We start from the raw sequence: 25,034 nt of genomic DNA, 5'->3' as shown, positions 1-25,034 counted from the left end.
GCGATGGGCCGCGCCTGGGTCGGCCGGGGGCGGGATAGAACGAATAAAACGCGGGCGGCACGGCGCCGCCCGCGTGGAGGTCGGAGGGCCGGGGAGAGTCCCCCCCGCCTCGCGCCCCATGGAAACGTTTCGGCCTGGGTCGGCCGTAGAATCAGAAGAGAAAACCGAAGAGGAAAGGCTTGAGGAACGTCCAGAACTCGAAAACCGAGTCGTCCACCGGAGGCTGGGCGGGAGCCGCCACGGGTGTGGGCATCTCCTGGCTGCCGCCGGCAATCCCTGCAGGGGTTTGGGCGAAGAGATCCGCCGAGGCCATGGGAACCACGCTGAGCAGGATGGCCAGGAGGATGGCGAGACCGAAGAACTTCTTCACGCTGCGCTGAGTCATCTTGTCTTCTCCCCATGCGGCATCGATTCGCCGCGTTCGTCGTGCAACGCCCCGGTTAAAGCAACCCCCGTGCCACACCGGCTGGGGGCCGGCCAGGGCGCGTGCTGTCAACGACTTGCCGCGCGAATCCCGCGTCCTGCCGGCAACGGCGACTCCGGGAGAGAGTGTTCAAGACCCATCGCGTGCGGGTCCAACCCGCTGGCGGGACGCGAGTTGCCCGGGTGTTCAAAATCCACCATGGCATGCGCTCGGCGGGGGGCTGGCTCCTGCGCGAGGTGAAACCTAGATTCTGCAGGGCGGAGTGCGGGACCCCGGACGCTGGTCACCCGGCAAGAGGACAGACGTGTTCGACCACCTTCCCAGATCCAGGGCCGAAGGCATGCCTCAGCCGGCGGGAAGTCGGCTGCCGCTGTTCCTGGTGCTGCTGGGTATGGCCCTGGTCATTTCCCTGGTGCCCGTGGGGGTTTTCGGACTGCTGACGGTGCGAGGCAGCCGCGAGGCCCTGGTGGTCAGCCAGCAGGAACAGCAACTTCTGCTGGCCGCTTCCACGGCCGAACGCCTCGACGCTTTTCTCGATCACGTCGGACGCGAGGCGGTCAAGCTGGGAGAAGCCTTTGGCGTGTTGCGGGCCCAGGCGGGCGGGCGTCTCGATTTTCTCCCGGAGTTCCTCGACGAGACGGTGGTGCTGATGCGCTATCGCCCCGTCGAGGGGCGGTCCTCCACCGCGGTGGTGCCGGAACTCGTGCTGAGCCATCAGCTCGAAGAGTCCCTCGATCGCGATGCCCGGGTGATTCTCGAGCATGGCGCGGCTCCCACGCCGGCTTCCGCCCGTGGTGCCGTACTCGGCGGGCCGTACTCGCTGGGTCCGGAGAGGATTCTCGCCATCACCGTTTCGGCCCCCGTTCAGCGCCGCGGACGCCTGATGGGGGTGCTCCAGGAAGTCGCGGTGCTGCAGGGGGTGTGGAACGACCTGGCCTCATCGGTGCCCGCCTCCATGCGCCTGTTCCTCGTCCGCCCCGACGGGAAACTCGTCGCCCGCACCGGTTCCGGGGGTGGGCCCACACCCCGGCAGCTCCTCGATCGAGCTATCGTGCAGGAGTTTCTGGGTATGCGGGGTCGGTCGAGGGGGGCCCAGGCCTACAAGGCCCGGGGGCCGGGAGGCGAGGTGCGCCAGTACCTCGGATCCTACTCCGCCACGGAATACGGCTGGGGCGTGTTCGTCGAGGTGGACGAAGCCCTGGCCCTGGCTCCGGTCAGCCGGCTGGTCAAGGACGTGATCTTTGGTGGCGTACTGGCTGCGGGACTCGCCATCGTCGCCGCTCTGCTGATGGGCGGGGTGATCAGCCGACCGATGGCGCGCCTGGCAGCCATTTCCAGTCGCCTGGCCGCCGGGGATTTCTCGGTGCGGGCCGGTGCCTCCCGGGTGAGGGAGATCGACGCGCTGGCGAGCAACTTCAACTTCATGGCGGCCAAGCTCGGTGACCTCGTCGAGCGTTTCCGTGCCGCGGCTCGGGACGCCAACGCCATGTTCCTCGGAACGATTCGCGCCCTGGCCGAGGCCATCGATGAAAAGGACCCCTACACCAAGGGTCACAGCGTGCGGGTCAACCGCTATGCGGTGATCATCGGGCGTTACCTGGGCTTGAGCCGGGAAGAGATGAAGGCCCTGCACGTCTCCGCCCTGCTTCACGACGTGGGAAAGATCGGTATCGACGACAGTATTCTCAAAAAGCCCGCCGCCCTGACGGCCGCCGAGTTCGAGGTGATGAAGTCCCACCCGGAACGGGGCGCCAAGATCATGGGCCGTATTCCGCAGATGAAGAGCATCATCCCCGGCATGCGTTTTCATCACGAGCGATGGAATGGCAGTGGCTACCCGCTGGGCCTGAAAGACCAGGAGATTCCCCTTCAGGCCCGTATCGTGGCTGTCGCCGACACCTTCGATGCGATGACCACCGACCGTCCTTACCAGAAGGCCTTCAGCGAGGCCGATGCCGTGGCGCGGATCAACGACCTCAAGGGCGTGGGGTTGGACCCGGAGGTGGTCGAGGCTTTCAACCGCGCCTACGAGGCCGGTGAGTTCGACGAGGTCTTTCGTACCCGGCCGAACTATTTCCAGTCGGAAGACGCCACCGACGAGGCCGAGTCCGCCCCAACAGGGCCGGAGCGTGCTGCCGCCGCATCTTCCGCCGGGTCCCCCTCCCGCGAGCAGGACCAGCAACCGGCGGAAGCCAAACCTCATCTCGAGAAGACCCTGTCGACATAAAGCAGGAGGATGCGGGCGAGGGCGTCGGCCTCGGGTCTTCGACCATGTCGCCGGGAAACATTCGGGCCGGCCGCCGGCGGCTCGCCTTCGCGCATCGAGAAGGCCTTGTCAACGGCGTGCTAGTCGACGTCCTTGACCTCTTCGAGGGGAATCTCCCGGCCGGTGCGCAGCATGCGGATCGCCCAGTTGACCCGCTCGTGGCGCAGGACCTGGCGCGAACTGCGCGAGCGCAGCAGCAAGGTCTTGAGCTGCAGCAGCCGGGGAATCATGTCCTTGCCGCCGGCTCGTGCGAGGGCCAGCAGAGGGACGAAGAACTCGCCCCCCTCTGCGCGATAGGCCGTTTCGAGCGCCCGGGACACGTGTTCGGCATGGGGCGTGCGGACCAGGGCCCGGGCGGCGGCGTTGCGGGCCGGAGTGAGGAAGGGCACCCGGTAAAGATCGTCGGTGATCAGGGAGATCAGGAAGGGCGTGGCCCGTTCGCTGTCGATCCGGTCGAGGGCTTCGGGGATCAGCTCGGGAGAGGCTTCGTAGCGCCCGAAAAGGCGGCGCAGCGGTTCGATGGCCCGGGGGTCGCCCAGATCACCGAGACGCTCCACCGCCAGCTCGATTTCTTCGGGCGTTCCGTCCTGGAGCAGGGCCAGCCAGGGTTCGATTTCCGGCTCGGTCTCGTTGACCAGGCGAATGCCGTGGGCCGTGGCTCGCAGGCGGTGGGCCAGGGCCGGAGCGGCCACCGAGTCGGCGAGGGTGTCGAGGGTGTCTGCGGCGCTCAGGGGCGCCGTGCGGGCCAGAACGGCCAGGGTCTGCTCGACGACGGGGCCGATCCTGTGCCGTACTTCGATCTCCTCCCGCAGGCGGGAGACGATGCAGGGAATCGCCCGGGGGTCCTTGCGGCGGGCCAGCGCCCGCCCCGCCTCCAGGCCCGCGTCCAGGCTCTTGGCCCGGGAGCAGCAGGAGAGCAGGGCATCGGTGGACTTCCTGCCGGGAATCCGAGCCAGGCTCTTGGCCGCGTCGATACTCAGCAGCCCCTCGCCCAGGGCCACATCCGACAGGAGCGGGGTGGCGGCCGGGGTGCTCAGTCGCCCGAAAGCCCGCACGAGCAAGGGCCGCTCGGAAGCCGATGCCCGTGGCCAGTAATCGATCAATGGCTTCTCGGCGGTCTCGCCCCCGATCAGTCCCAGCGACCAGATGGCCTTGAGTCGCACCCCCGCAGGCGCCGAGTCGGTGAGCAGGCGGGCCAGTCCCTCGGCCGCCCGGTCGGCCCGCAGGTAGCCTAGTCCCTCGGCCGCCGCTTCGACCACTCCGGGGTCGGAATCCCCGAGCCCCTCGATGAAGCGGTCGATGGCCCTGGGGTCGCCAATGCGCGCCAGGGCGATCAGGGCGAAGCGTCGGTCACCGGCTTCCTTGCGCCGGGACCATTCGAGAAGGAAATCCACCGCCCTGTCGTCGCAGATCGTTCCGAGGGCCCGCAGCGCGGCATGGCGCGCCTTCTCCGAACGGCGGGGAATCTCGCGCAACAGCACGTCCACCGCCGGCGGGCCCATGGCGCCGGCGATGAAGTCGATGGCCGTCATGTTGCGTTCGAAGGCCGTGTCCGCGTGGGTCGAGCGCATGGCCCGCACCAGGGCCGTCGGTTCGCCCGCCAGGGAAAGGGCGTAGAGCACGTCCAGGTAGGTTCTGCCCTTTTGATGCCGGAGCTGCTGTTCGAGGATCGGAATCGTGCGCGGGTCCCCGGTGGCGCCGAGGGCGTAGATCATCACCGGCCAGGTGATCTTGGAGTGCCGCTCGAGTTCCGCGACGAAGATCGGGATCGCCGGCGGGCCCAGGTCGGCGATCTCCCGCACGATCCGGGCGTGGTCCTGGGCCGAGATCGTCTGCCGCAACTGGTCGAAGAGGGCCGCCGCCCTTCGCACCAGAGCCGGGGAAGGAGCGGGGAAGGAGGGCTTGGCGCTCTCTTCGGTGGCGGCTGGGGGAGCCGGGGCGGGCTGCGGGGCGGGGGGGGCTCCCAGTGCCAGGACGGGAAACAACAGGAGCGACAGCAGGCTGCTGAGTGTCTTCATCGTCCTGGGTTGTTACCAGAGCCGGGAGGGGATGGCAAATTCCGCTGCCGCCGCCGCTCCGTTTTTCGTCCCCGGATGCCTCCCCGGTGGCTGCGCCGCTTCTTGGCTTTCGCTCCGCGTTTGCTATAATGCGACCATCGGCACCGGGCCTGGCCGCTCGCGTCCGTCGCCGGGGTTCCCATCGAGGAGGCTCCTCATGGCCCTGACACGCAGGCAGAAGCAAATCTTCGACTACATCAACGAGTTCATCGAGAGGCATGGCTTCTCGCCGAGTCTCGAGGAGATCGGTCGTCACTTCGGCCTGTCTTCGGTGGCCACGGTGCACAAACACGTGACCAACCTGGTCCGCAAAGGGTTGCTCCGCCGCTCCTGGAACCAGAACCGCTCCATCGAGGTGGTCAAGGACGACGAGGCGCCCCGGGCCGTGGAAATCCCCCTGCTCGGCCGCATCGTCGGCGACCGCCCGGTGGAGGGTATGGACAGTCGGGAGAGGCTCTCCGTGCCTTCGTGGCTGGTGGGCCACGGTCGCACCTATGCCCTGATCGCCGAGGGGGATGCGCTGCTGGACGAGCAGATTCGCAGCGGCGATGTCGTCATCATCGAGGAACGGCGGCATTTCGGCGACGATCAGCTCGCCGTGATCCTGGTCCACGGTGAAGAGCCTCGGCTCTGCCGCCTTCGGGCCGATGCCGGGCAACTCCGGCTCGGCCGCGGCGAGTCGGCGCGGCTGGCGCCGCGGGACGGAGTCGAGGTGCGGGGCGTGGTGCGGGGTGTCTTGCGCCGGTGTTGAATCCGCGCCGCTCTTCGTCTTCCCCGCGGCCGGCCGGCGAGAGCCTTCCCGGCCGCTTCGAGGTGCGTGCCGTGGGGGGAGGGCGCCGGGAAGAAGCCCACGCCATCGTCGCCTCGGATCCCGTGGTCCACATTCACGTGGGCGCTTTCCTCTGGACTCTCGGGGGCCTGCTCTCACCGCGTCCGCGCCTGGTGGGCCTTTTCGGGGGCGGGGAGCTGGTCGGCCTGATTCAGCACTGTCGGGGCCTGTCCTGGGCCGTGCGACCCGAGCGGCGGACCGATCCGCGCCTTTTCGATGCGCTGGCCGCCTTCACCGCCCGGGCCACCCGGCGGGAGGAGGTGGTGATCGGGCCCGAAGCCGGCATCGAAAGTCTGTTGCCCCGGCTGGGGGCCCACGGCCTGTGGGCCCGCGAGATCCGACGCCAGCAGATGATGGCGCCGCCCCGGGTCCTGCGGCCGCGGCGCCTGCCGACCCTCGGGCGTTTCGATCTGCGCCCGGCCACCCTCGACGACCTGCCCTGGCTGCTGGAGACCCACGGGGCGATGTGCCTGGAGGATCTGGGCGTCGACCAGGTGGCGCGTCATCCGGAGGGCTACAGCCGCTATTTCCGGGAACTGGTCCGCGAGGGGCGGAGCCTGGTGGGGGAGGGCTCGGACGGCCCGGTCTTCAAAGCGGAGATTCCGCTCGAAAGTCGCCATGCCCGCCTGGTGGAAGGTGTCTACACCCTGCCCGCGTACCGGGGCCGGGGCTTCGCCTCCCTGGCGATGCGGGAGATCCTCGAGCGCAGTTCGAACTTGGGCAAGCGGGCTTGCCTCTACGTGCATCGCCGCAACGAGGGCGCGATTCGCCTTTACCGTTCCCTCGGCTTCCGCACCGAGCGGGAATGGAGCACCATGGTTGTGGCGCGGGGCCCTGGAAGGCGTGCGGTAGAGATCTAGCCGCCCTCCCGGCGGGGGGGGCGACGATGCGCACGAGCTCCGGAGGTCGATCGCCTCGCGCATGGGTTGGGGGGGGCGCCGCCGCTTGCGGTCGTGCGAGGCGGCGCGAACCCGCGTAGTATCATGGTCGAGGAGGTTTCCCCGTCGTGAGTGCCGATCTGATCGTGCGAAGCTGTCTGTACTTCCTGGGTGCGTGGGGCCTGATCTGCGTTCTGCATGGCCTGGTCCTGGCGCGCCAGGATCGGTGGGAGCCCGCCGCGCCCGAGCCGCCCGACCATCACGGGCACTGATCGAGCGGAGCCGGGCTTCCTTTCGTTCGGCGTTCGGGATCTTCCGGCCTGACAATTTCGTCACCGTGAGAACAAAAACGAATTCGAGCGCAAGAAGAAAGCGCCTGTCCGCCTTTCAACCCGTTGAGAGGCCGTGAGATCCACAGTAGAATCCATGGCATGGTTCGTGCTCGGCACAAACCTCGCAATCGTCATAGACCCACCATCACGCCATCCTCATCGATGACGGAAGGGAGCGCTTCACCATGAGCAGGAAAGTGATACTTCTCGTCGCCCTGGTCGCCCTGCTGGGCATGTTCACTTTGGGCTGCAACACCGACGACCCCTTGCCGGTCCAGAAGACCGGTACGGTTTCCGTGACGCTGGACACCAGCTCGTCCCCGGCTCCCGCGACAGAGCCGACCGTGATGGGGGCCGTGGCCGCCGCCACGGAAGTCAACGTCACCTTCTCGGCTCTGACCCTCTACAACTCGGGCGGCAGCCCCTCGGTGGACCTGTTCACGCAACCGGTGACTTTGAACTTGCTGGACTACACCGTCGCTCAGTTGCTTGGTGACTATCCCGTACCTCCCGGGACCTACAACTGCATCGATGCCGACATCGACATGATCCAGGTGGTCGAGGGCGCCAACACCTGCACCCTGAGCAATCCCGGCTTCGATCTGCCGGGTGTCTGCCTGGGCACCGGCTTCCTCACCGTGCAGGAAGACGGCACCTACTCCCTGGTCTACCAGGTTCCGGTCGTCAACGCGTCCTGCCCCAGTGACGGCGGCATCCCCTCTTTCACCTTCGGCGATCCCAACGTTTCACTGCCCAATGGCTGATTTCGGGCCTTGGCTCACCGGCAGGGAGGCGCGTGGATTTTTCCACTGATCCTGCTGCTGGTCTCCACGGCCACCGCTGGCGAATTCTTCCCCCTTGGGCGGCGTCATCCCGTCCAGGGGGTTTTTCTTTCCCCCCCGTTGACGGACGCCGCCGTGCTTCCCGCCGGCGGTTGGCGACTGGGTTGGCGTTTCGAGGAGAGCAATACCCTCAACCGGGGCGCGACCTCCTCCGGGACCCAGGTGCTGCTCGATACGGAAAGCTCCCGGCTGGCCCTGGACCTGGGCTGGGGGCTCGGGGGCGGCTGGGAGTTGCGGGCCGAACTGCCCTGGCACTGGCGCTGGGGCGGCGTGCTGGACCGTCCCATCGAGGCGGTGGAGCGGGTCTTCTCACAGCTCAACCCCCTGCGTGGTCGGGTTCCCCGCAATGCCAGCAGGCTCTACCTGCTTGCGGATCACGCCCTGGTGATCGATCAGCGTGGTGCCGTCTCGGGCTGGGGCGACGTGGAACTGGGCCTGGTGCGAGGTGTCGTCCTGGCTTCGGGCCTCCAGGTGGCCGGCGAGTGGCGCCTGGCGCTGCCCACCGGCGACGAGAAGACCTGGTTGGGTAGTGGTGGGGTGGATCTGGCCCTGGTGCTGCGGGCCGGGAAGGGGGACGGCGGCCGGGGCTGGGTGGCCCAGGTCGCCTGGGTGGACCCGGCCGATCCCTTCGAGACGTTGCCCGGTGGTCTTTCCAGCAGGCGCCACCTGGAGGTCTCGGGGGGGGTCCGGGGGCGCCTGGGCACCCTGGGGGGGCAGGTTCAGCTCGCCTGGCGGCAGTCGGCCATCGCCGGCAGCGGTCTGGCGGAGTTCGAAGAGGATCTCTGGGAGGTGGCGGCCGGCCTGGAATGGCGTCTCAAGCCCGGCCTGACCTGGCAGGTGGGATTGATCGAAAACCTGGTGGTGGCGCCGGGGGCCGATGTCACGGTTTACAGTCGATTCGTCCTGCGCCCTTGACGGGCCGCCTTTCCTGAATAAAAATGCATAATTCATAGCCCATGCAGGACGGGAAATCCCCGCCCGGCGGGCGGAGGGTTCGACCGTGCGCATCGTGCTCGCATTCAGCGGGGGGTTGGATACGTCTTTCTGTGTCCCCTGGTTACAGGAAACCAAGGGGGCGGAAGTCATCACCGCGATTGTCGATACGGGGGGCATCCCGCGCTCCCAACTCGACGCCATCGCTCGCCAGGCCCGCGCCGTGGGGGCTGCCGAGCATCACGAGATCGATGCCCGCCAGGCGGTGTGGGACGGCTTCGTCTCCACGCTGATTCGGGGCAACGTACTGCGCGGGGAAGTCTACCCCCTCTCGGTGGCGGCCGAGCGAACGCAGCAGGCGATGGAAGTCGCCGCCCTCGCGCGCCGCCTGGGGGCCGACGCCGTGGCCCACGGCTCCACCGGGGCGGGCAACGATCAGGTGCGCTTCGACATCGTCTTCCGCACGCTGTTGCCCGAGTTGCCGATCATCGCTCCCGTGCGCAGCCTGGGGCTGAGCCGGGAGGCGAGCCAGGCCTACTTGCGGGAGCGGGGTCTGCCGGTGCCCGAGGGGAGCGGCCGCTACTCGGTCAACCAGGGTTTGTGGGGCACCACCTTCGGCGGGGAGTGGACCCACGATCCCTGGACGCCGCCGCCCGAGGACGCTTTTCCCCCGGCGGGGGAAGCTCCGGCCGTCGGGGAGGTGATCCTCGGCTGGGAGGAGGGCCTGCCGGTGACCCTGAACGAAGAGCCCCTGGCCGGGCCGGATCTGGTCGAGGCTCTCGCCGCCCTGGCCGCGCCTTACGGAATCGGCCGAGGTATCCACATCGGTGAGACCGTGCTGGGGATCAAGGGCCGGATCGGCTTCGAGGCCGCGGCGGCGCTGATCCTCATCGCGGCCCACCGGGAGCTGGAGAAGATCGTCCTGACCCGCTGGCAGGCCTTCTGGAAGGATCACCTGGCCCGCTTCTTCGGCGACCGTCTCCACGAGGGGCAGGCCCTCGATCCGGTGATGGACGACATCCGCGCCCTGATCGCCTCTTCCCAGAAGCGAGTGACGGGGCGGACCCGGGTGCGTCTCGACCGGGGGCACTTCCAGGTCGTCGGTGTGGAATCCCCCGCCAGCCTGTTCGATGCCGGGGTGGCCCGTTACGGCGAGACCCACAGCCTGTGGACCGGCGAGCAGGCCGAGGCCTTCGCCGCCATCGCCGCGATTCCCTCCCGGCTGGCCCATGGTCGCGCCAGGAGAGAAGGCGCATGAGAACCAGTCGGCTGCGCCTCGATCGCATCGCCTCCTCCACCCGAAACGCGCGGCTGGAGCGGGAGGTGATCGTGGGTGACCGCATCGAGGCGCGGGAGGGCTACGTGCTGGCCGTCCGCCTGCTCAACGACAAGAGTGCCTACAACCGCATCGAGGACCCCACGGGGCGGATGATCCGCCTTCACCGGGGGGACGTACTGGCGGGCACCCTGGGCACCCGGCGCGCCCTGCGGGGTTACGCGGGGACCGTGCCGGAGAAGATCGCCGTCGGCGACCGGCTCCATGTCCTCAACCTCGGTGGTGTGCTCGGGTGCTGCACGGCGGAGAATCCGGATCTCGGTCCGCCCTTCGAGGCCGAGGTGCTGGGGGCCGTCCTGAGCTTTCCGGGCACCGGCGACCGGGTGGGGGTCCCCGCCTCTATCGGCGCCGGGGCGATTCCCGCGGCCGCACACCTGCGACTGGAGGCGCCGCTGGTGCTCGTCGCCGGCACCTGCATGAACTCCGGCAAGACCGTCGCCGCCACCGAGATCGTCCGGGGATTGTTCCGCGCCGGGCGTAGGGTCGCCGCGGTGAAGCTGACGGGGGTGTCCCTCAGGCGGGATACCCTGGCGATGACCGACGCGGGAGCGGTGGCCGGACTGAGTTTCAACGACGCGGGGATCGTCTCGACCCACGACGACGACGTGCTGCCCGCCGCCCGAGGCCTGCTCAACCATCTGGCCGAGGAGGTGAGCCCCGACGTGGTGGTCGCTGAACTCGGTGACGGTTTGCTCGGAGAATACGGCGTCGGACGCCTGCTCGAAGACCAGGAGTTGATGGCGCGCTGTCGCGCCCTGGTGGTCTGTGCGCCGGACCAGGTCGGCGCCTGGGGCGCGATCCGGCTCCTGACCGAGCGTTTCGCCTGCCGGCCCACCGTGCTCACCGGTCCCGTCACGGACAACCAGGTGGGGACCACCTTCGTCCGCGAACACCTGGGCCTGCCGGCGCACAACGCGCGGCGCGACGCCTCGGGGCTGGTGGCGGTGATTCGGAAGGCCCTCGATGACTAGCGGGCTGAAGGTCGCGGTACTCGGAGCGGCCGGCTTCGTCGGAGGCGAGTTGCTGCGCCTGCTCGCGGTGCACCCCGCGGTCGGAAGCTTGCGGGCCTTTTCCGAAAGTCGGGCTGGTGAACCCGCCGCGGCCGTGCACCCGGCCCTGCGTCACGGACCGCCGCTGACGCTTGAGGCCGCCGATCCCGTGGAGGCGGGCCGCTGGGCCGACGTGCTGTTCCTGGCTCTGCCCCATGGGAAATCTCAGGATCTGATGGAAGCCGTCGTGGCCGGTCCGGCGCGGCTGATCGTGGACCTGTCCGCCGACTTCCGCCTGGCCGATCCGCTTCGCTTCGCCAGGACCTATGGGGAGCATCGCGCCACCGGCTTGCTCGGATCCTTCACCTACGCCCTGGCGGATCTCAAGGGCGGAGATCTCGAAGGCAAGCGCTTGCTGGCCGCGCCCGGTTGCTTCGCCACCGCTTGCCTGCTCGCCCTCGTTCCCCTGGCGCGGGCGGGTTTGCTCTCCCATCCGCCGGCCTGCTTCGCCGTCACCGGATCGACGGGGGCGGGAGTCCACCCCCGGCGCACGACCCATCACCCGGTACGGGCACACAACTTCTTTGCTTACGCCCTCGAGGGGCATCGCCACCAGGCGGAGGTGATCGATGAACTCCTGCGCCACGACGAGGCGGCCGCCGAGCCTTCGTTGATCGTGCATTCCGCACCCCTGGTGCGGGGCATCCACCTCTCGGCCCGGGTGTGGCTCGACCAGCCCCTGGGCGACGCGACGGTTCCCTACCGGGAGGCGCTCGAGGGCCGCCCCTTCGTCCACCTTCTCGATCAGCCTCCCGAGCTGGCGGCGGTGGTGGGGACGAACCATGCCCACCTTCACGCCGCCACCCGCCGCCGGGGGCGGGAGCTGATCTGCTGCGTAGCCATCGACAACCTCGTCAAGGGGGCCGCGGGCCAGGCCGTCCAGGGCATGAACCTGGCCCTGGGCCTGGAGGAGACGGCGGGTCTCGAGTTCGGAGGGATCTATCCATGCTGAGCCCGTTGATGGAGATGCCGGTCTACAGTCGCTGGCCCCTGGAGGTGGCCCGCGCCGAGGGCAGCTACCTCTGGGACCGGGGAGGGCGCCGCTACCTGGATTTCTACGCGGGGCACGCGGTGGCCGGCTCGGGCCACTGCCACCCGCGGGTCGTGGCGGCGATCCGCGAGCAGGCGGAAAAGCTGATCTTCTATTCCAGCGCCCTGCGTTCCGAGCCCCGCGAACGGCTGCTGCGGGTGCTGGGCACCCTGACTCCTCCGGGATTGACCCGGGCGTTTTTCGTCAACAGCGGCGCGGAGGCCAACGAGCAGGCCCTGGCCCTGGCTCGCCGCCGCACGGGTCGCTCGCGCGTCGTCTGCTTCGAAGGGGCTTTCCATGGACGCACGCTGGCCACCCTGGTGCTGGCCGGACTCAGGCCCTACCGCGCGTCGGCCCTCGCCAGCGCAGCGGGGGAGGCTCTCGGGGCGTTCACGCGGCGGCTTCCCTGGAACGACGCGGCCGCTGCCCGGGCCGGCATCGACGAGGAAGTGGCGGCGGTGATCGTCGAGCCGGTCCAGGGCCTGGCCGGTGCGCGTGTCGCCAGCCCGGAGTTTCTGCAGGCCCTGCGGGAAGCTTGCGACGCCGCCGGTGCGGTGCTGATCTTCGACGAGGTGCAGTCGGGTTGTCTGCGCTGCGGAGGCTTGAGCGCCGGCGTCGAGATGGGAGTGCAACCCGACCTGCTGACCCTGGCCAAGGGCATCGCCGCCGGTCTGCCCCTGGGAGCGGTGCTGGCCACCACGGCGGTCTGCGATGGACTGTCCACGGGAGATCTGGGCAGCACCTTCGGCGGGGCTCCCATTCCCTGCGCCGCCGCCGCCGCCAACCTGGCCGCCCTGGCCGAGGAGGGGCGGGCCCGACGGGCCCTCGAACACGGCCGGCGCCTCGCGGATGCGATGGCGGTGATGCCGGGCGTGGTGGGTGTGGAGGGGCGCGGATTGCTGATGGGGGTGCGCCTGGACCGGCCGGTGCGACCGGTGATCCGCGCCCTTTTCGCCAGCGGCGTGTTGACCGGGACTTCCGCCGACCCCGACGTGTTGCGCCTGCTGCCGCCGCTGGTGATCGACGACAGCGAAATCGAACTCTTTTTGCGGACGTTGAAGGAAGTGCTGGAATCTTCTCGGGAGGGACAATGATGTCCAGGCAGATGCTGGCCACCGACGAGTGGGACGACGCGGCCATCGGGGCGCTGCTCGACCGGGCCGCCCAACTCAAGGCCGGGCGGGATCCCCAGCCCCGGGCTCTGGAGGGCCGGGTCCTGGCCAATCTCTTTTTCAATCCCTCCCTGCGCACCCGGGCCTCCTTCGAGGTGGCCATGTTGCGCCACGGCGGCGCGTGTATCGCTCTCGAGCCGGGCAAGGGGGTATGGGGCTTTGAAACCCGCCCGGGAGTGGTGATGGATGGTGACGCCGCCGAACACCTGGTGGATGCGGCCCGGGTGCTCGGACGCTACGGTGATCTGCTCGGTGTGCGCGCCTTTCCCTCGGCGCCCACCTGGGAAGAGGCGCGTCGGGACGAGGTGCTGAAGATCGTCGCCCGCGAGGCGGGCGTCGGCGTGATCAACCTGGAGTCCGCCCGGCGCCATCCCTGCCAGGGTCTGGCCGACGCCCTGACGATTCGCGAGCAGCTCGGCACGCCCCGGGGCAAGCGTTTCGTGCTGGCCTGGTGCTGGCACCCCCGGGCCCTGCCCACCGCCGTTCCCGTCAGCGCGGCCCTGGCGGCGTCACGGGAAGGGATGGAGGTGGTCATCGCCCGGCCCCGGGGTTTCGATCTCGACCCGGAAGACATGCGGGCCATCGAGGCGATGGCGGGTCGCAACGGCGGAAGCGTGAGCACCACCGACGATCTCAACGCCGCCATGGAGGGCGCCGAAATCGTCTACGCCAAGAGCTGGGGCAGCCTCCGGCGCTATGGCGATGCGGAGAGCGAGGCCCGGGGCCGGGCGGGCCTGCGGCACTGGCGGATCGACGAGGACCTGATGGCGCGCACCGCGGGGGGGCAGGGCAGGCTGATGCACTGCCTGCCCCTGCGCCGCAACGTGATCGTCACCGATGGTGTGCTCGACGGCCCCTGGTCGGTGGTCACCGACCAGGCGGAGAATCGTCTGCACGTGCAGCGGGCCTTGTTGCTCGACCTGCTGGGAGATGCCTGATGAGTGAACTGGTGGCGGCCCTCAAGGGCGCGCTGGACTACACACGGCTCTATCGCCGACAGACCTTCGTGCTGAAGATCGGTGGCGAGACCCTGGGCGATCCCCGGGCGGTGCGCAACCTGGCCATGCAGGTCGCCCTGCTCGATTCCTTGTCGATTCGCCTGGTGGTGGTCCATGGCGGCGGACCCCAGGCCACTCGCCTGAGCCGGGAGCTGGGAGTTCCCGTGGAGATCGTCGCCGGCAGGCGAGTGACCAGCCCCGCCACCCTGGAGGTGGCCAAGATGGTCTTCGCCGGCCAGCTCAACGTGGAGTTGCTCGCCGCCCTGCGCAGCCAGGGTGTGCGGGGCGTGGGCCTGTCGGGGGTGGACGCCAACCTGATCACCGCCCGGCGGAGGGAGAAGGTCACCGTCAAGGACGACGATGGCAGTCGGCGCGAGGTGGACTACGGCGAGGTGGGAGACGTGACCGCGGTGGATCCCACCCTGATCGAGACTCTCGTCGCCCGCCACTACGTGCCCGTGGTGGCTTCCCTGGCCGCCACGGACGAGGGGCGGGTGCTCAACGTCAACGCGGACACCATCGCCGAACGGCTGGCCGTGGCCCTGGAGGCCAAGAAGCTGATCTTTCTCACTTCCAGTCCGGGCCTGCTGCGGGATGTGGACGACTCCTCGAGCCTGGTGACCTTCGCCTCGCCTGAGGATCTGCTCGAGATGCTCGAGAGCGGCGCGATCAGCGCCGGCATGCGGCCCAAGGTGGAGGCCTGCCTGCGGGCGGTGAAGGGAGGCGTCAAGCGGACCCACATCATCGACGGCCGGGCCGAGGATTCGCTCCTGATCGAGCTGTTCACCGGTGCCGGGGCGGGGACGATGATCGTCGGGCAGCGCGAGGCGGAGAGCTACCGGGAGAAAGAGCATTGAGCGACGCTTCCGCGACTGAACTGCTCGCCGCCCTGGTGCGGATTCCCAGCCCTTCCGGCGAGGAAGGAAAGGTGGCCGCCTGTCTCGAGCGGTGGGCGGCGGCGGCGGGACTGGCCGCCTCGCGGGACGAGGCGGCGGTGCGCATCGAGGTGCCCGGTGCCGCTCCGGGACCCACCCTGCTGCTGGCCTCTCACCTGGACACGGTGCCCGCGGGAGATGCCTGGGAGGTCGATCCCTTCGCCGCTGTCGTGCGCGATGGTGCCCTGTGGGGCCGCGGTGCGGTCGATGCCAAGGGGCCGCTGAGCGCCATGTGCGCGGCCGCGGCGCGCCTGGCTGCGGAGGGGGGGCCGCGTCGGGGTCGCCTGGTGGTGCTGGCGACCTACGGGGAGGAGACCCGCCACACTTCCATGCCCCGCGCTCTCGAGGCCCTCGGATCCCCCCCGGATGGAGCGGTGGTGGGCGAGCCCACCGGTCTCGAGCCCTGTATCGCCCAGCGGGGTCTGCTGATCCTCGAGGCGATCTGGGAGGGGGCGGCCGTTCACGCGGGCTGGGCCGCGGAGCTGGAGGCACGTCCCGCAAGCGCCCTGGACGCCGCGGTGCGGGGCCTGGCCCGGTTGGAGGGCCTGGAGCTGGCGCCGAAAGATTCCGTTCTGGGACGGACGGTGGCTACGCCCACGGTGATGCAGGCAGGCAGCGCCCGCAATGTGACGCCGGAGAGGGCGAGTGTCGTGCTGGATGTACGCACCACGCCCGTGGCGGACTACGATACGCTGCGTCGGCGCCTGGCCGATGCCATGGGAGCCGAGATACGCGTGATCTCCGACCGGCTGCGCCCCGCCCGCACACCGGAAGGCTCGCGGCTGCTCGCCTTGCTGCTCGAGCAGCGGCCCGACGCCGTACCCTTCGCCTCGCCCACGTCTTCGGACTGGGTCTTCCTGCGGGATGTGGACGCCATCAAGCTCGGGCCGGGGGATTCCCGCCTGTCGCACACCAGTCGGGAGGCGATGCCGCTGACCGAAGTGGAAGAAGGGGTTCGACTCTATCTGGACCTGGCGCGGGCCTTCCTGGCGTGAGGAGCGCGCCGCAGAGGGGAGAGTCACGGGGATGAGAGCCAGTCAGCGTCGTCGGCGGGCCATTCAGCAGCTCGTGCGTCGTCGGAAGATCTCCACCCAGCAGGAACTGGTCGAAGCCCTCGAGGACCTGGGTTTCCCGGTCAGCCAGGCCTCGGTATCCCGGGACATCACGGCCCTGCGCCTGGTCAAGGTGGACGGTTGCTACGCTCCTCCCGCCCAGGCCGTTCCCGAAGACGACCCCCGCCAAGCGCGCCTGAAAGCGTCAGTGCTCGGTGTGCGTACCGCCGGTGAAAACCTGGTGGTGCTGATCACTCCCCCCGGCGAGGCCAGTGCCGTGGGTCTGGCCATCGACGACCTGGACCTGCCCGGACTGGTGGGCAGCGTGGCCGGGGACGACACGGTCTTCGTCGCTGTCGACACGCCTCCCGGTGCGGCTTCTTTTGCCGGCAGCCTGGCTCGCCGGCTCCACTTGCGGGATTGACGCGGCTTGCGGTCGCGGCGCCCGCGAGGCGTGCGTCGCGCTCAGGGCTCGTGGGTAAAGACGCGGAAGCGTCCTGGTTCTTCGGGGAAGTGTTTCCCGACGATCCTCTGCCGCAGGCCGTGGTGAAAGCTGCCGGCGCCGGTGTGCACCAGTGGACTTTCGGGGGGAAGTTCGAAGCGGGGAATCGGTCGCCCCTGGGCGTTGCGCAGGACGCGCGCCGCGTCGAGGTCTTCGATTTCGAATTCATACAGGCCCTGGTAGACATCGAATGTATTGGCGGGGGTGACGATCAGGCGCAGTGTGTCGTCGTCAGGGCTGCGGTAAATCGCGGGCGCCGTGAAATACGAGAAGAAGGCCCCGAAGGGTTTGGCGTCGTCCGCCGCGAGGAGGACACCGAGGTACTCCCAGGCTTCTCCGTCGGCGCTCCTGAGCAGGACGATATCGCCTTCACACGCGCCCCCATCGGGGCAGAACATGGCCGACAGCGCAAGATAGAGCTTGCCCCGGGAGACGTGGCCACCGGGCTCGGTATAGACGAGGTACTTCGTGTTCGCCGGCACCGGGTCGATCGGCTCGCCATGGGCCCAAGGATCGGTGGCAGCCGTCAGGCGGTCGTTGTACGCCAGTCCGGCGAACAAGCGCCGTTCTTTCGCGCTCAGGGTGTCGATGTCCGGTTCGGCATCGGGAGTCGGCCGGTTGCGCATCGACTTGTGCGCGATCCAGCTGTAGTCGAACAGTCTTTCGCCGGATGCGTCCTCCGGATAGGTTTGGTAGAACAGGTCCCATTCACCGTTCTTTCGGCGCCAGGTGACCGTTGGAACCTCGTGCACCCACCGCAGCTCACCGAACTGGGGATCGCTTGCGGGGGTGATGTCGTTGATGTCCGTGACGGCCACCACGCATCGCGGCGCGGCGGCGTCGACGAAGCCGAGTTCCGTACGTACGAGGGTGAAGGAAGCCGGGCCGGAAGCGACCCGGGAATAGGCGCCGAAGGCCCCGGCCCGCCCTCTCCAAAGGCCCTCGGCCACGCCCAGGTCCAGGTCGAAGTCGCCGTCCGGGCCCTGGCTCTCGAAGCCGAGTTGTTGAAGCGACGAGGAAGAGCGAACGAGGTAGTACCTGACGTGCCCCGTCGGCTGGCTGTCGATCCACTCTCGCTCCCGCGTGCTGGTCAGCAGGTTTTCGGGAGTGACGACCGCGGTCGGGTCTTCCGACCCGTAGAGTTCGAAACCCGGGTCCGCCCCGGTCCAGCGCAGGGTGACCTCGTTTGCCGCCGGGCCCTTGAGAGCCGTCAACTCCAGTCCGTCCGGAAGACACGCGGAGCGGGCGACGGCCACCGTGGCGTAGAGGACCGCGAGTGCGGCGAGCCCTCGAAGGCAACGGGGTGCGAGAGGTGCCGGAGTGGGAATTTTCACTTCGAGAAGATACAGCCCGCAGGCATCGGATTCCAATGGATTCCCAGGACAAACGCGCCCCGGTCGCATCCGGGGGGCGATGCCGGATGGATCCTGGAGCGGGGATTCCCGGGTTTGCGTCTCCCATCCCTTCGCGGTCGCCGCCGGGGTTGCCGTTTTCTTCGACGAGGCGACGTTCACCATGGCGGTCACCCCTCCGTGAGGTGCGGATGCACTGGATTCCCGGCGTGGTTAGCCGGAGAGATGCTGCTCCCCATAGTCGGCACTGGATGGAAAGCCCAGCCCGGCGCGGATGTCCTCGAGGATCAGGTAGGTGGCGGGGACCAGGATCAGGGTCACGAAGGTCGCGAAGATGACCCCGAAGCCCAGGCTGATCGCCATCGGAATCAGGAACTGGGCCTGCATGCTCTTCTCGAGCAGCAGGGGCGTCAGCCCGGCGAAGGTGGTCAGGGAAGTCAGCAGGATCGGGCGGAAGCGAGCGACGCCCGCGGTGCGCACCGCCTGGTGCAGGGACAGGCCTTCCCTTCGTCGGCGGTTGACGTAGTCCACCATCACCAGCGAGTCGTTGACCACCACCCCCGTCAGGGCCACCGCCCCGAAGGCCGAGAGGATCGTCAGGTTCATGCCCATCACCACGTGCCCCCACACCGCTCCGACCAGTCCGAAGGGAATGGCCGTCATCACGACCACCGGTTGGATGTAGGAGCGGAAGGGGATGGCCATCAGCCCGTAGATCGCCACCAGGGCGATGATGAAGCCGCGCGTCAGGCCGCTGATCGTATCGCGCTGCTCACGCTGCTGGCCCTCGAGGGTATAGCGCACACCCGGGTGCCGGGAGAGGATCTCGGGGAGTTCGCCGCCCCGCACGCCGGCCAGTATCTCTTCTGCGTTGCCCCGGGCGTCATCCACGTTGGCCGTGACGCTGATCACCCGCGCCCGGTCCACGCGGCGGATGGTGGCATAGCCCCGGCCGACGGTGGTCCGGGCCACGTGGGCCAGGGGCACCCCGACACCGTCGGAGGTGCGAATGCGCATGCGGTCCAGGTCGCCCAGGTTGCGTCGCTGTCGAGCTGGATAGCGCACCATCACACGGACGTCGTAGCGGCCGCGCTGCACCCGCTGGGCCTCCTCGCCGTAGAAGGCCTGGCGCACCTGGCGGGCCACGTCGGAAAGTGTCAGCCCGAGGCTCTCGGCGGCCGGCAGCATCTCGAAGCGAATCTCCTTCTTGCCCGGACGGAAGCTGTCGGCCACGTCGTAGACGCCGGGATATCCCGCCAGCGCGTTCTTGAGTTCCGTCGCCGCCTGCTGCAGGTCGCCCACTTCCGTTCCGGAGAGCTGGATCTCGATCGGCGCACCGGGGGAGAAGAGCGACGAGGAGAAGGTCAGTTCCAGGGCGTCGGGTATCGGATCCAGGGCCTCACGCCAGAGCTGCACGATGCGCGTGCTCGAAATCGAACGCTCTTCCGCGGGGGCCAGTTCGATGGCCACTTCGCCCAGGTGAGATCCCGAGGCGCGATCCGCGATCTGGCCGCCGTTGGAACCGCGGATGTCCCGCACCGGCTGTTCACCGACCGAGGCGAGCACATGGCGGAATATCGGCCGGCCCTCGCCGGCCTCGCGGTCGAGCCGCGCCTGCACCCGGCGTGCGGCGGCCTCGATCCGGCCAATGGCCTCGAGGGTGCGCTCGACGGGGGTGCCTTGGGGCATGGTCAGATCGGCGGTGACGAAGTCGGCCTCCACCTCCGGAAAGAAGGTGAACTTGATGTAGCCGCCCCGCACCAGGCCGGCCGTGAGCAGCAGGCTGGCCGCCCCGACGGCCAAGACCGCGTAGCGCCAGCGCAACCCCAGTTCCAGGCTCGGCCGGTAGATCCGGTCCACGAAGAGCTGCACGCGACGGGCGAAGCCTTGCTGCAGGCGCCGCCAGGCCCGTACGGGAGCCCAGAGGGCCGTCTCGTCCCGGGGCGGCCTGAGGTGGCGCAGGTGCACGGGCAGAACCAGCAGGGACTCGACCAGGGAAAAGAGGAGGGTGGGGATCACGATCAGCGGGATGACCCGCATGATCTTGCCCGTCATGCCTTCCACGTGCAGCAGGGGAACGAAAGCCGCCACGGTGGTCAGCACGGCGAAGATCACCGGCACGCCCACCTCGTGGACACCGTCCACGGCTGCCTGGGCCCCGGTGCCCGTCAGGGTTTGCCGGGTGTGGATATTCTCTCCGACCACGATGGCGTCATCGACGATGATGCCCAGCACCACGATGAAGGCGAAGAGGGAGATCAGGTTGATCGAGACGCCCAGGGTGGGCATCAGCCACAGCCCGCCGAGGAAAGAGATGGGAATGCCCAGGCTGACCCAGAAGGCCAGGCGCATGCGAAGGAAGAGGGCGAGGATGAGGAAGACAAGCACGAAGCCCATGCGGCCGTTGCGGATCAGCAGGTCCTGGCGGTCCCGCAGCACCTTGGACATGTCCTGCCATGTTGTCAGGTGGATGCCATCGGGCAGGCGCCGCTCGGCTTCGGTGATGTAGGCCTTGACCTTGGCCGCGATGTCGAGAGCGTTCTCCTGGCCCACCCGGTAGACCTTGAGCATCACCGACGGCTGGCCGTCGAAGAGGGCCGCCTGGTCCGTCTCGGCGAAGCCGTCGATCACACGCGCCACGTCGCCGAGGTGCAGGCGACTGCCGTCGGGAAGCGCGATCAACGGCAGCTTCTCGAAGTCTCGGGCGGAGTAGGCCTGGCCCTGGGTCCGCAGGAGGATCTCGCCGCCCCGGGTGCGGAGGGAGCCTCCTGGAAGATCGATGGACGAGCGGCGCACCGCCTGGGCGACCGCATCGAAAGTCAACCCGTAGCGTCGAAGTTGTTCCTCGGAGATTTCGATGGAGATCTCGTAGGGACGTACGCCGGTGAGTTCGACGATGGTGATGCCGGGCAGGGCCGCGATCTCGTCCCGCACCTCTTCGCCGATGGCCCGCAAGGTGTGTTCGTCGGTCTGTCCCGCAATCGCCACGTTGATCACTTGCCGGCGGTTGGTGATTTCGGCGATGACGGGCTTTTCCACCTCGTCGGGAAAGGTGTCGATGGCGTCGACACGGGATTTGATGTCGTCGAGCACCCGCTGGCCGTCGGCATCGGGGAAGAGCTCCGCGGTGATCAGCGCCACGCCTTCATTGGCCAGGGACGTGATCTGCTTGACCCCGTCGATGCCGTCGATGGCTTCCTCCACCCGCAGGCAAACCGCCTGTTCCACCTCTTCGGGAGAGGCGCCCAGGTAGGGCACGGTGATGCTGACCCGGTCCATGCTGAACTCGGGGAAGACTTCGCGCTTGATCGAGGTTACCGTGGCCAGACCGCCGGCGACGATCGCGATCATGATCAGGTTCGCGGCGACGGGGTTGTCGACGAACCATGCGAAAACGCGCTTCATGGCGTGATCGCCTCGTCGGAAGGTTCCTGCGGGAAGGGACGGACTCGCATGCCGTCGACGACCCGACTCAGGGGGGTCAGGCAGACGCGCTCGCCGTCCTCGAGGCCGCCGACGATCCAGGCCGTCTCGCCATCGAGGCGATAAATGTCCACCGGTCGTCGATGCAGGCGCTGCTCGTCGTCCACGACCAGTACCACGTCGCCTTCCCGCAGGGCCTCGCGGGGTATGGCCATCAGCCGCGGCAGGCGCTTGCCGACGATCTCGGCTTCCACGAAAGAGCCCGGCGTCAACGGCGGCCGCTGGGCGCCGCTGTTCCGGCCATAGGGGTCCTCGACCCGGGCGATGGCGCGAATCATCCGTGTGCGGGGATCCACCGCGCCGTCGATGCGCACGATCCGCCCTCGCCACACGTGGCGCTGGCCGCCGAAGCGGGAGGTGATGCGTACCTCGGGCCGCGGGGAGCGGCCCGGTCGCGGCGCCAGGGGCAGGTCGACGAAACCCGCCTCGTCCTCGCCCAGGGGCAGCGGAATCTCCACCCAGTCGGTGGCGTAGATTCGGGCCAGGGGCGTGCCGGGAGGCAGGTACTGGCCCCGGTCCACCAGTTGGGCCCGCACCCGGCCGTCGAAGGGCGCGCGGAGCGTGGTGCGCTCCAGGTTACGGCGAGCCTGGTCGCGGACCGCCTCGGCCGCGGCCAGCGCCGCCCGGGCCTCACGGAGTTGGAGTTCGTGGCTGACCAGGGGCGGCGCCGGCCCGCCCTCGCCGGCTTCCCACTCCTCCAACGCCAACCGGGCGTCGGCCTCTTCCCGGGCCAGCCGCACCTCGGCCTGGCTGACCGCCGCCTCGGCCTGGGCCAGGGCGCCGACGTAGTCCGCAGGATCGATGCGGGCCAGCACCGCGTCCTTGACGAAGAAGCTGCCTGCCGCCAGCTCCGGGGCGACGAAGATCAGCCGTCCGCCCACTTCGGCAACCAGGGTGCTTTCCGTGCGTGGCTCCACCGTGCCCTCGGTGCGTACCACCATGGTGGCCGGCGCCGGCCGGACGACCTGCACCCGCACCAGCGGAGCCAGCGGGCGGGGCGCCTTCCGGGTGACCGGCTTGCGCAACAGGATCATCGCCGCGGTGGCCGCGACGGCCAGCAGCAGGATCAACAACGGCAGCACGACACGTGGCGCCAGCGGGCCTCTTCCGGTGGCGGCTGAAGGTTGGTCGGTCATCGGCTGGAAACCTCTGTGGGGTCGTCGGTGGCGGGACGGAGGAATCCCCCACCGAGAGCGAGATGCAAGTCGATGCGGTGGGTCAGTCGGGCCTGTCGAGCGCCGATCCACCGGCTGCGAGCCGTGAAGACCTGCTGCCGTGCGTCCAGCAGATCGGGGAGGGCGGTCAGGCCTTCCCGGTAGCGCCGCTCGGCCAGCCGTGCGTCGGCCTGGGCCTGGCGCAGGATCACTTCGGCCTGGGACTCCTCGGCCCGGAGTCGCGGCTCGGCGGCGAGCAACGTTTCCACTTCGGCGAAGGCTCGCAGCAGGGCCTGGGCGAAGGCCTCGGCGGCTTCCCGGGCACGGGCGAAGGCCAGGTCTTCGCCGGCGGCGAGCCGCCCGCCCTGGAAGAGGGGGGCCAGCACCCCGGTGGCCAGGCTCCAGACCTTGAAATCGGAATCGAGCAGGTGGCCCAGGTCCGGCGAGGCGGAGCCTCCGCTGGCTGTCAGGTTCAACCGGGGATAGCGCGCCCGGTGGGCCTGGCGCAGGCGGGCGTCGGCGGCCTCGAGCTGCCATTCCGCCGCGCGCAGGTCGGGCCGGCGGGAGAGGATTTCGGCGGGAAGTCCTGCGGGTACCGGGCCGGGCACCTCGGGCAGGGCTTCGGTGGGTGCGAGGCTTCCCGCGGGGTAGCGTCCGGTGAGGACTTCGAGTTGCCGGCGCGCCGCGTCCACCTGGCGCTCGGCGGCGGCCACGGTGGCGTCGGCGGCGGCGAGGGCCGAGCGCCGGACCCGCACCTGGCTGATCGTGATCCGCCCCGCCCGATATCGACGCTCGGCCGCCTCCAGGGACTGCTGGTGGGTGCGTTGGATGCGGCGGGCCAGGTCGAGTTGCTCCCGGCCCGCCACCACTGCCAGCCAGGCCTTGGCGGTCTGCGCGGCCAGGGAAAGTCTCGCGCCTTCGAACAGGGCACGTGCCGCCTGGTGGTCGGCCAGGGTCGCCTGGTGCGCGGCACGCAGCCGGCCCCACAGGTCGGCTTCCCAGGAGACGTCGAGAGAGGCTCCCCAGGTGGTGGTGTGCACGGCGAACACGCCCTGGCGCGAGCCGGGAAGGGGCAGTCCGAAAAAGGCGCTGCGCTGACGCCGGCCGTTGAGTCCGGCGGAGATCTGGGGCTGGCGGTCGGCACCGGCGATCCGGGCCAGGGCCACCGCCTGTTCGATCCGGGCCGCCGCCGCTCCCAGATCGTGGTTGCGGTCGGTGGCTTCGGTCACCAGCCGGGCGAGTTCCGCGCTGCCCAGGGAGACGATCCAATCCTCGGGGACGGGCGCGGTCTCGAATGTCAGCGCGGTCCAGGTGGAGGGAGGCTCGGGGGGGGCGGGAAGCGGAGGACGGACCGCCGTACAGGCCCCGGCCAGGGCCAGGGCCAGCCCGCCCGCGGAGAGGATGCTCGGGCGGAGGATCATCTCTGTCCTTTCCCGGCGTCGTGGCGCCGGACGGCGTCCCGAAAACCTGCGGCGGAAAAGGCCACCATGCGTTCGAGGGCGCCCCGGTCGTCGTCCACGTCGACCAGCTCACCCACCAGGCGGCGGGTCTGCTCCCGGCCGATCATCAGGTGGACCATCACGCCGACGGCGAAGTTCAGGCACCAGGCCACCTCTTCCGGCGGGAGGCTCGGCAGGGCCTGGCCCAGGGCCTGTCGGTAGCGTCGGGCGGTTTCGGCGATCTGGTCGTGGAAGATGTCGAGAATCCGGGGAGCCGGGTCGGCCATCACCTTGCCCATCAGTCGCAGAAAAGGGTCGCGGCGTTCGTGGCTCTCACCGTGGAGCAGCTCCAGGGCCGGGGCGAAGAAGGCCGTCAGCAGGGCTTCGAGTCGGGGAGGCCGATTCTCCTCACGGGCGCGGGCCAGCTCCCCGTCGAGGAGGGTCAGGCGGCGCTCGGCCAGGGGCACCAGGCGGCGTGCGAGCACCGCCCGGAAGAGATCGACCTTGGAGCCGAAGTGGTAGTTGACCGCCGCCACGTTGGCCTGGGCCCGCTGGGTGATCTCTCGCAGCGAGGCTCCATCGAAGCCGAATTCGGCAAAGGCCAGTTCGGCAGCGTCGAGAATGCGGCTTCTGGTGGTTTTTTCCGGCACGCCCCCTCCGCCTTCGAAGACTTTTCAATCAATCGCTTGAATCAACCGTTTCAATATACCACCGTGGAGCGAACAATGTTGTTCCCGGCTGCCCGGCCGGGGGGGCGCCGGGCACCGGCCTCCTTGGAGCGCGCCGGCGGCGCCCGCAGGCCCCCCCTCCCGGCGCCGCCGGGCGCGGGAGCGCCCCGGGATCCATCGGCCGGGCCGGCCGGGCGCGCTCAGAAAGCGTTCTTCAGGTCGTGGGGCTTGACTTCCAGGTGGGACGGGAAGGGCAGGCGGCGGCGATAGACCGCCTCCCAGGTCGGCGGCAGGTCCACCTCG

General features: G+C 69.2%; 21 protein-coding genes. 14 read left to right on the top strand and 7 right to left on the bottom strand.

Annotation, left to right across the window (positions count from 1 at the left end):
• Positions 1-151: 151 nt before the first annotated feature.
• Entirely contained in the window at positions 152-385 is a 234-nt protein-coding gene (locus tag Q9Q40_10170; GenBank protein ID MDQ7007587.1) for a hypothetical protein, read from the bottom strand.
• Between the two features lie 343 nt (positions 386-728).
• Here Q9Q40_10170 and Q9Q40_10165 point away from each other — a divergent pair, with 343 nt between their 5' ends.
• Positions 729-2,651 (top strand): HD domain-containing protein, encoded by a 1,923-nt coding sequence (locus Q9Q40_10165; GenBank protein ID MDQ7007586.1) that lies wholly within the window; start codon positions 729-731, stop codon positions 2,649-2,651.
• Between the two features lie 119 nt (positions 2,652-2,770).
• Here Q9Q40_10165 and Q9Q40_10160 read toward each other — a convergent pair whose 3' ends face one another.
• Entirely contained in the window at positions 2,771-4,708 is a 1,938-nt protein-coding gene (locus Q9Q40_10160) for a HEAT repeat domain-containing protein (GenBank protein ID MDQ7007585.1), read from the bottom strand.
• 196 nt (positions 4,709-4,904) lie between these two features.
• Between Q9Q40_10160 and Q9Q40_10155 the strand changes: the two genes are divergently transcribed.
• The 13 genes from Q9Q40_10155 (at position 4,905) to Q9Q40_10095 (ending at position 16,557) form a co-directional block, all read left to right on the top strand.
• On the top strand, positions 4,905-5,498 hold the full coding sequence (locus Q9Q40_10155) for a S24 family peptidase (protein MDQ7007584.1): 594 nt from the start codon (positions 4,905-4,907) through the stop codon (positions 5,496-5,498).
• The gene (locus tag Q9Q40_10150) at positions 5,492-6,436 is read left to right on the top strand and encodes a GNAT family N-acetyltransferase (protein MDQ7007583.1); all 945 of its coding nucleotides are present in this window, start codon (positions 5,492-5,494) and stop codon (positions 6,434-6,436) included. The genes Q9Q40_10155 and Q9Q40_10150 overlap by 7 nt, the downstream gene beginning before the upstream one ends.
• A gap of 146 nt (positions 6,437-6,582) precedes the next feature.
• Positions 6,583-6,726 (top strand): hypothetical protein, encoded by a 144-nt coding sequence (locus tag Q9Q40_10145; protein ID MDQ7007582.1) that lies wholly within the window; start codon positions 6,583-6,585, stop codon positions 6,724-6,726.
• Between the two features lie 245 nt (positions 6,727-6,971).
• Entirely contained in the window at positions 6,972-7,550 is a 579-nt protein-coding gene (locus Q9Q40_10140; GenBank protein MDQ7007581.1) for a DUF4382 domain-containing protein, read from the top strand.
• 9 nt (positions 7,551-7,559) lie between these two features.
• Positions 7,560-8,543, top strand: coding sequence for a DUF3187 family protein (locus tag Q9Q40_10135; GenBank protein ID MDQ7007580.1), 984 nt, complete (start codon positions 7,560-7,562; stop codon positions 8,541-8,543).
• A gap of 85 nt (positions 8,544-8,628) precedes the next feature.
• Positions 8,629-9,819, top strand: a complete 1,191-nt coding sequence (argG, locus tag Q9Q40_10130) for an argininosuccinate synthase (protein ID MDQ7007579.1) — start codon at positions 8,629-8,631, stop codon at positions 9,817-9,819.
• Entirely contained in the window at positions 9,816-10,868 is a 1,053-nt protein-coding gene (locus Q9Q40_10125) for a hypothetical protein (protein ID MDQ7007578.1), read from the top strand. The genes argG and Q9Q40_10125 overlap by 4 nt, the downstream gene beginning before the upstream one ends.
• Positions 10,861-11,898, top strand: a complete 1,038-nt coding sequence (gene argC, locus Q9Q40_10120; GenBank protein MDQ7007577.1) for an N-acetyl-gamma-glutamyl-phosphate reductase — start codon at positions 10,861-10,863, stop codon at positions 11,896-11,898. Before Q9Q40_10125 ends, argC begins: the two co-directional genes overlap by 8 nt.
• On the top strand, positions 11,892-13,070 hold the full coding sequence (locus Q9Q40_10115) for an aminotransferase class III-fold pyridoxal phosphate-dependent enzyme (protein ID MDQ7007576.1): 1,179 nt from the start codon (positions 11,892-11,894) through the stop codon (positions 13,068-13,070). Before argC ends, Q9Q40_10115 begins: the two co-directional genes overlap by 7 nt.
• Positions 13,070-14,086, top strand: a complete 1,017-nt coding sequence (locus tag Q9Q40_10110) for an N-acetylornithine carbamoyltransferase (GenBank protein ID MDQ7007575.1) — start codon at positions 13,070-13,072, stop codon at positions 14,084-14,086. The genes Q9Q40_10115 and Q9Q40_10110 overlap by 1 nt, the downstream gene beginning before the upstream one ends.
• The gene (gene argB / locus Q9Q40_10105) at positions 14,086-15,003 is read left to right on the top strand and encodes an acetylglutamate kinase (protein MDQ7007574.1); all 918 of its coding nucleotides are present in this window, start codon (positions 14,086-14,088) and stop codon (positions 15,001-15,003) included. The genes Q9Q40_10110 and argB overlap by 1 nt, the downstream gene beginning before the upstream one ends.
• Entirely contained in the window at positions 15,000-16,076 is a 1,077-nt protein-coding gene (locus Q9Q40_10100; GenBank protein MDQ7007573.1) for a M20/M25/M40 family metallo-hydrolase, read from the top strand. The genes argB and Q9Q40_10100 overlap by 4 nt, the downstream gene beginning before the upstream one ends.
• 31 nt (positions 16,077-16,107) lie before the next feature.
• The gene (locus tag Q9Q40_10095; GenBank protein MDQ7007572.1) at positions 16,108-16,557 is read left to right on the top strand and encodes an arginine repressor; all 450 of its coding nucleotides are present in this window, start codon (positions 16,108-16,110) and stop codon (positions 16,555-16,557) included.
• A gap of 41 nt (positions 16,558-16,598) precedes the next feature.
• Here the strand turns inward: Q9Q40_10095 and Q9Q40_10090 are convergent, their stop codons facing one another.
• The 5 genes from Q9Q40_10090 to Q9Q40_10070 form a co-directional block, all read right to left on the bottom strand.
• Positions 16,599-17,969, bottom strand: a complete 1,371-nt coding sequence (locus Q9Q40_10090; GenBank protein ID MDQ7007571.1) for a hypothetical protein — start codon at positions 17,967-17,969, stop codon at positions 16,599-16,601.
• Positions 17,970-18,200: 231 nt separating this feature from the next.
• On the bottom strand, positions 18,201-21,392 hold the full coding sequence (locus Q9Q40_10085; GenBank protein ID MDQ7007570.1) for an efflux RND transporter permease subunit: 3,192 nt from the start codon (positions 21,390-21,392) through the stop codon (positions 18,201-18,203).
• Positions 21,389-22,606 carry an efflux RND transporter periplasmic adaptor subunit gene (locus Q9Q40_10080; GenBank protein ID MDQ7007569.1) on the bottom strand — a complete coding sequence of 406 codons (1,218 nt, stop codon included), beginning with the start codon at positions 22,604-22,606 and terminating at the stop codon, positions 21,389-21,391. Before Q9Q40_10080 ends, Q9Q40_10085 begins: the two co-directional genes overlap by 4 nt.
• Positions 22,603-24,045: an efflux transporter outer membrane subunit gene (locus Q9Q40_10075; protein ID MDQ7007568.1), complete on the bottom strand. Its 1,443-nt coding sequence runs from the start codon at positions 24,043-24,045 to the stop codon at positions 22,603-22,605. The genes Q9Q40_10080 and Q9Q40_10075 overlap by 4 nt, the downstream gene beginning before the upstream one ends.
• Positions 24,042-24,713, bottom strand: coding sequence for a TetR/AcrR family transcriptional regulator (locus tag Q9Q40_10070; protein MDQ7007567.1), 672 nt, complete (start codon positions 24,711-24,713; stop codon positions 24,042-24,044). The genes Q9Q40_10075 and Q9Q40_10070 overlap by 4 nt, the downstream gene beginning before the upstream one ends.
• Positions 24,714-25,034 lie beyond the last annotated feature (321 nt).

The sequence above is a fragment of the Acidobacteriota bacterium genome, from assembly GCA_030949985.1.
In the GTDB taxonomy this organism is placed as follows: Bacteria; Acidobacteriota; Polarisedimenticolia; order J045; family J045; genus JALTMS01.
This window is presented reverse-complemented; position numbering and strand designations above follow the sequence as displayed.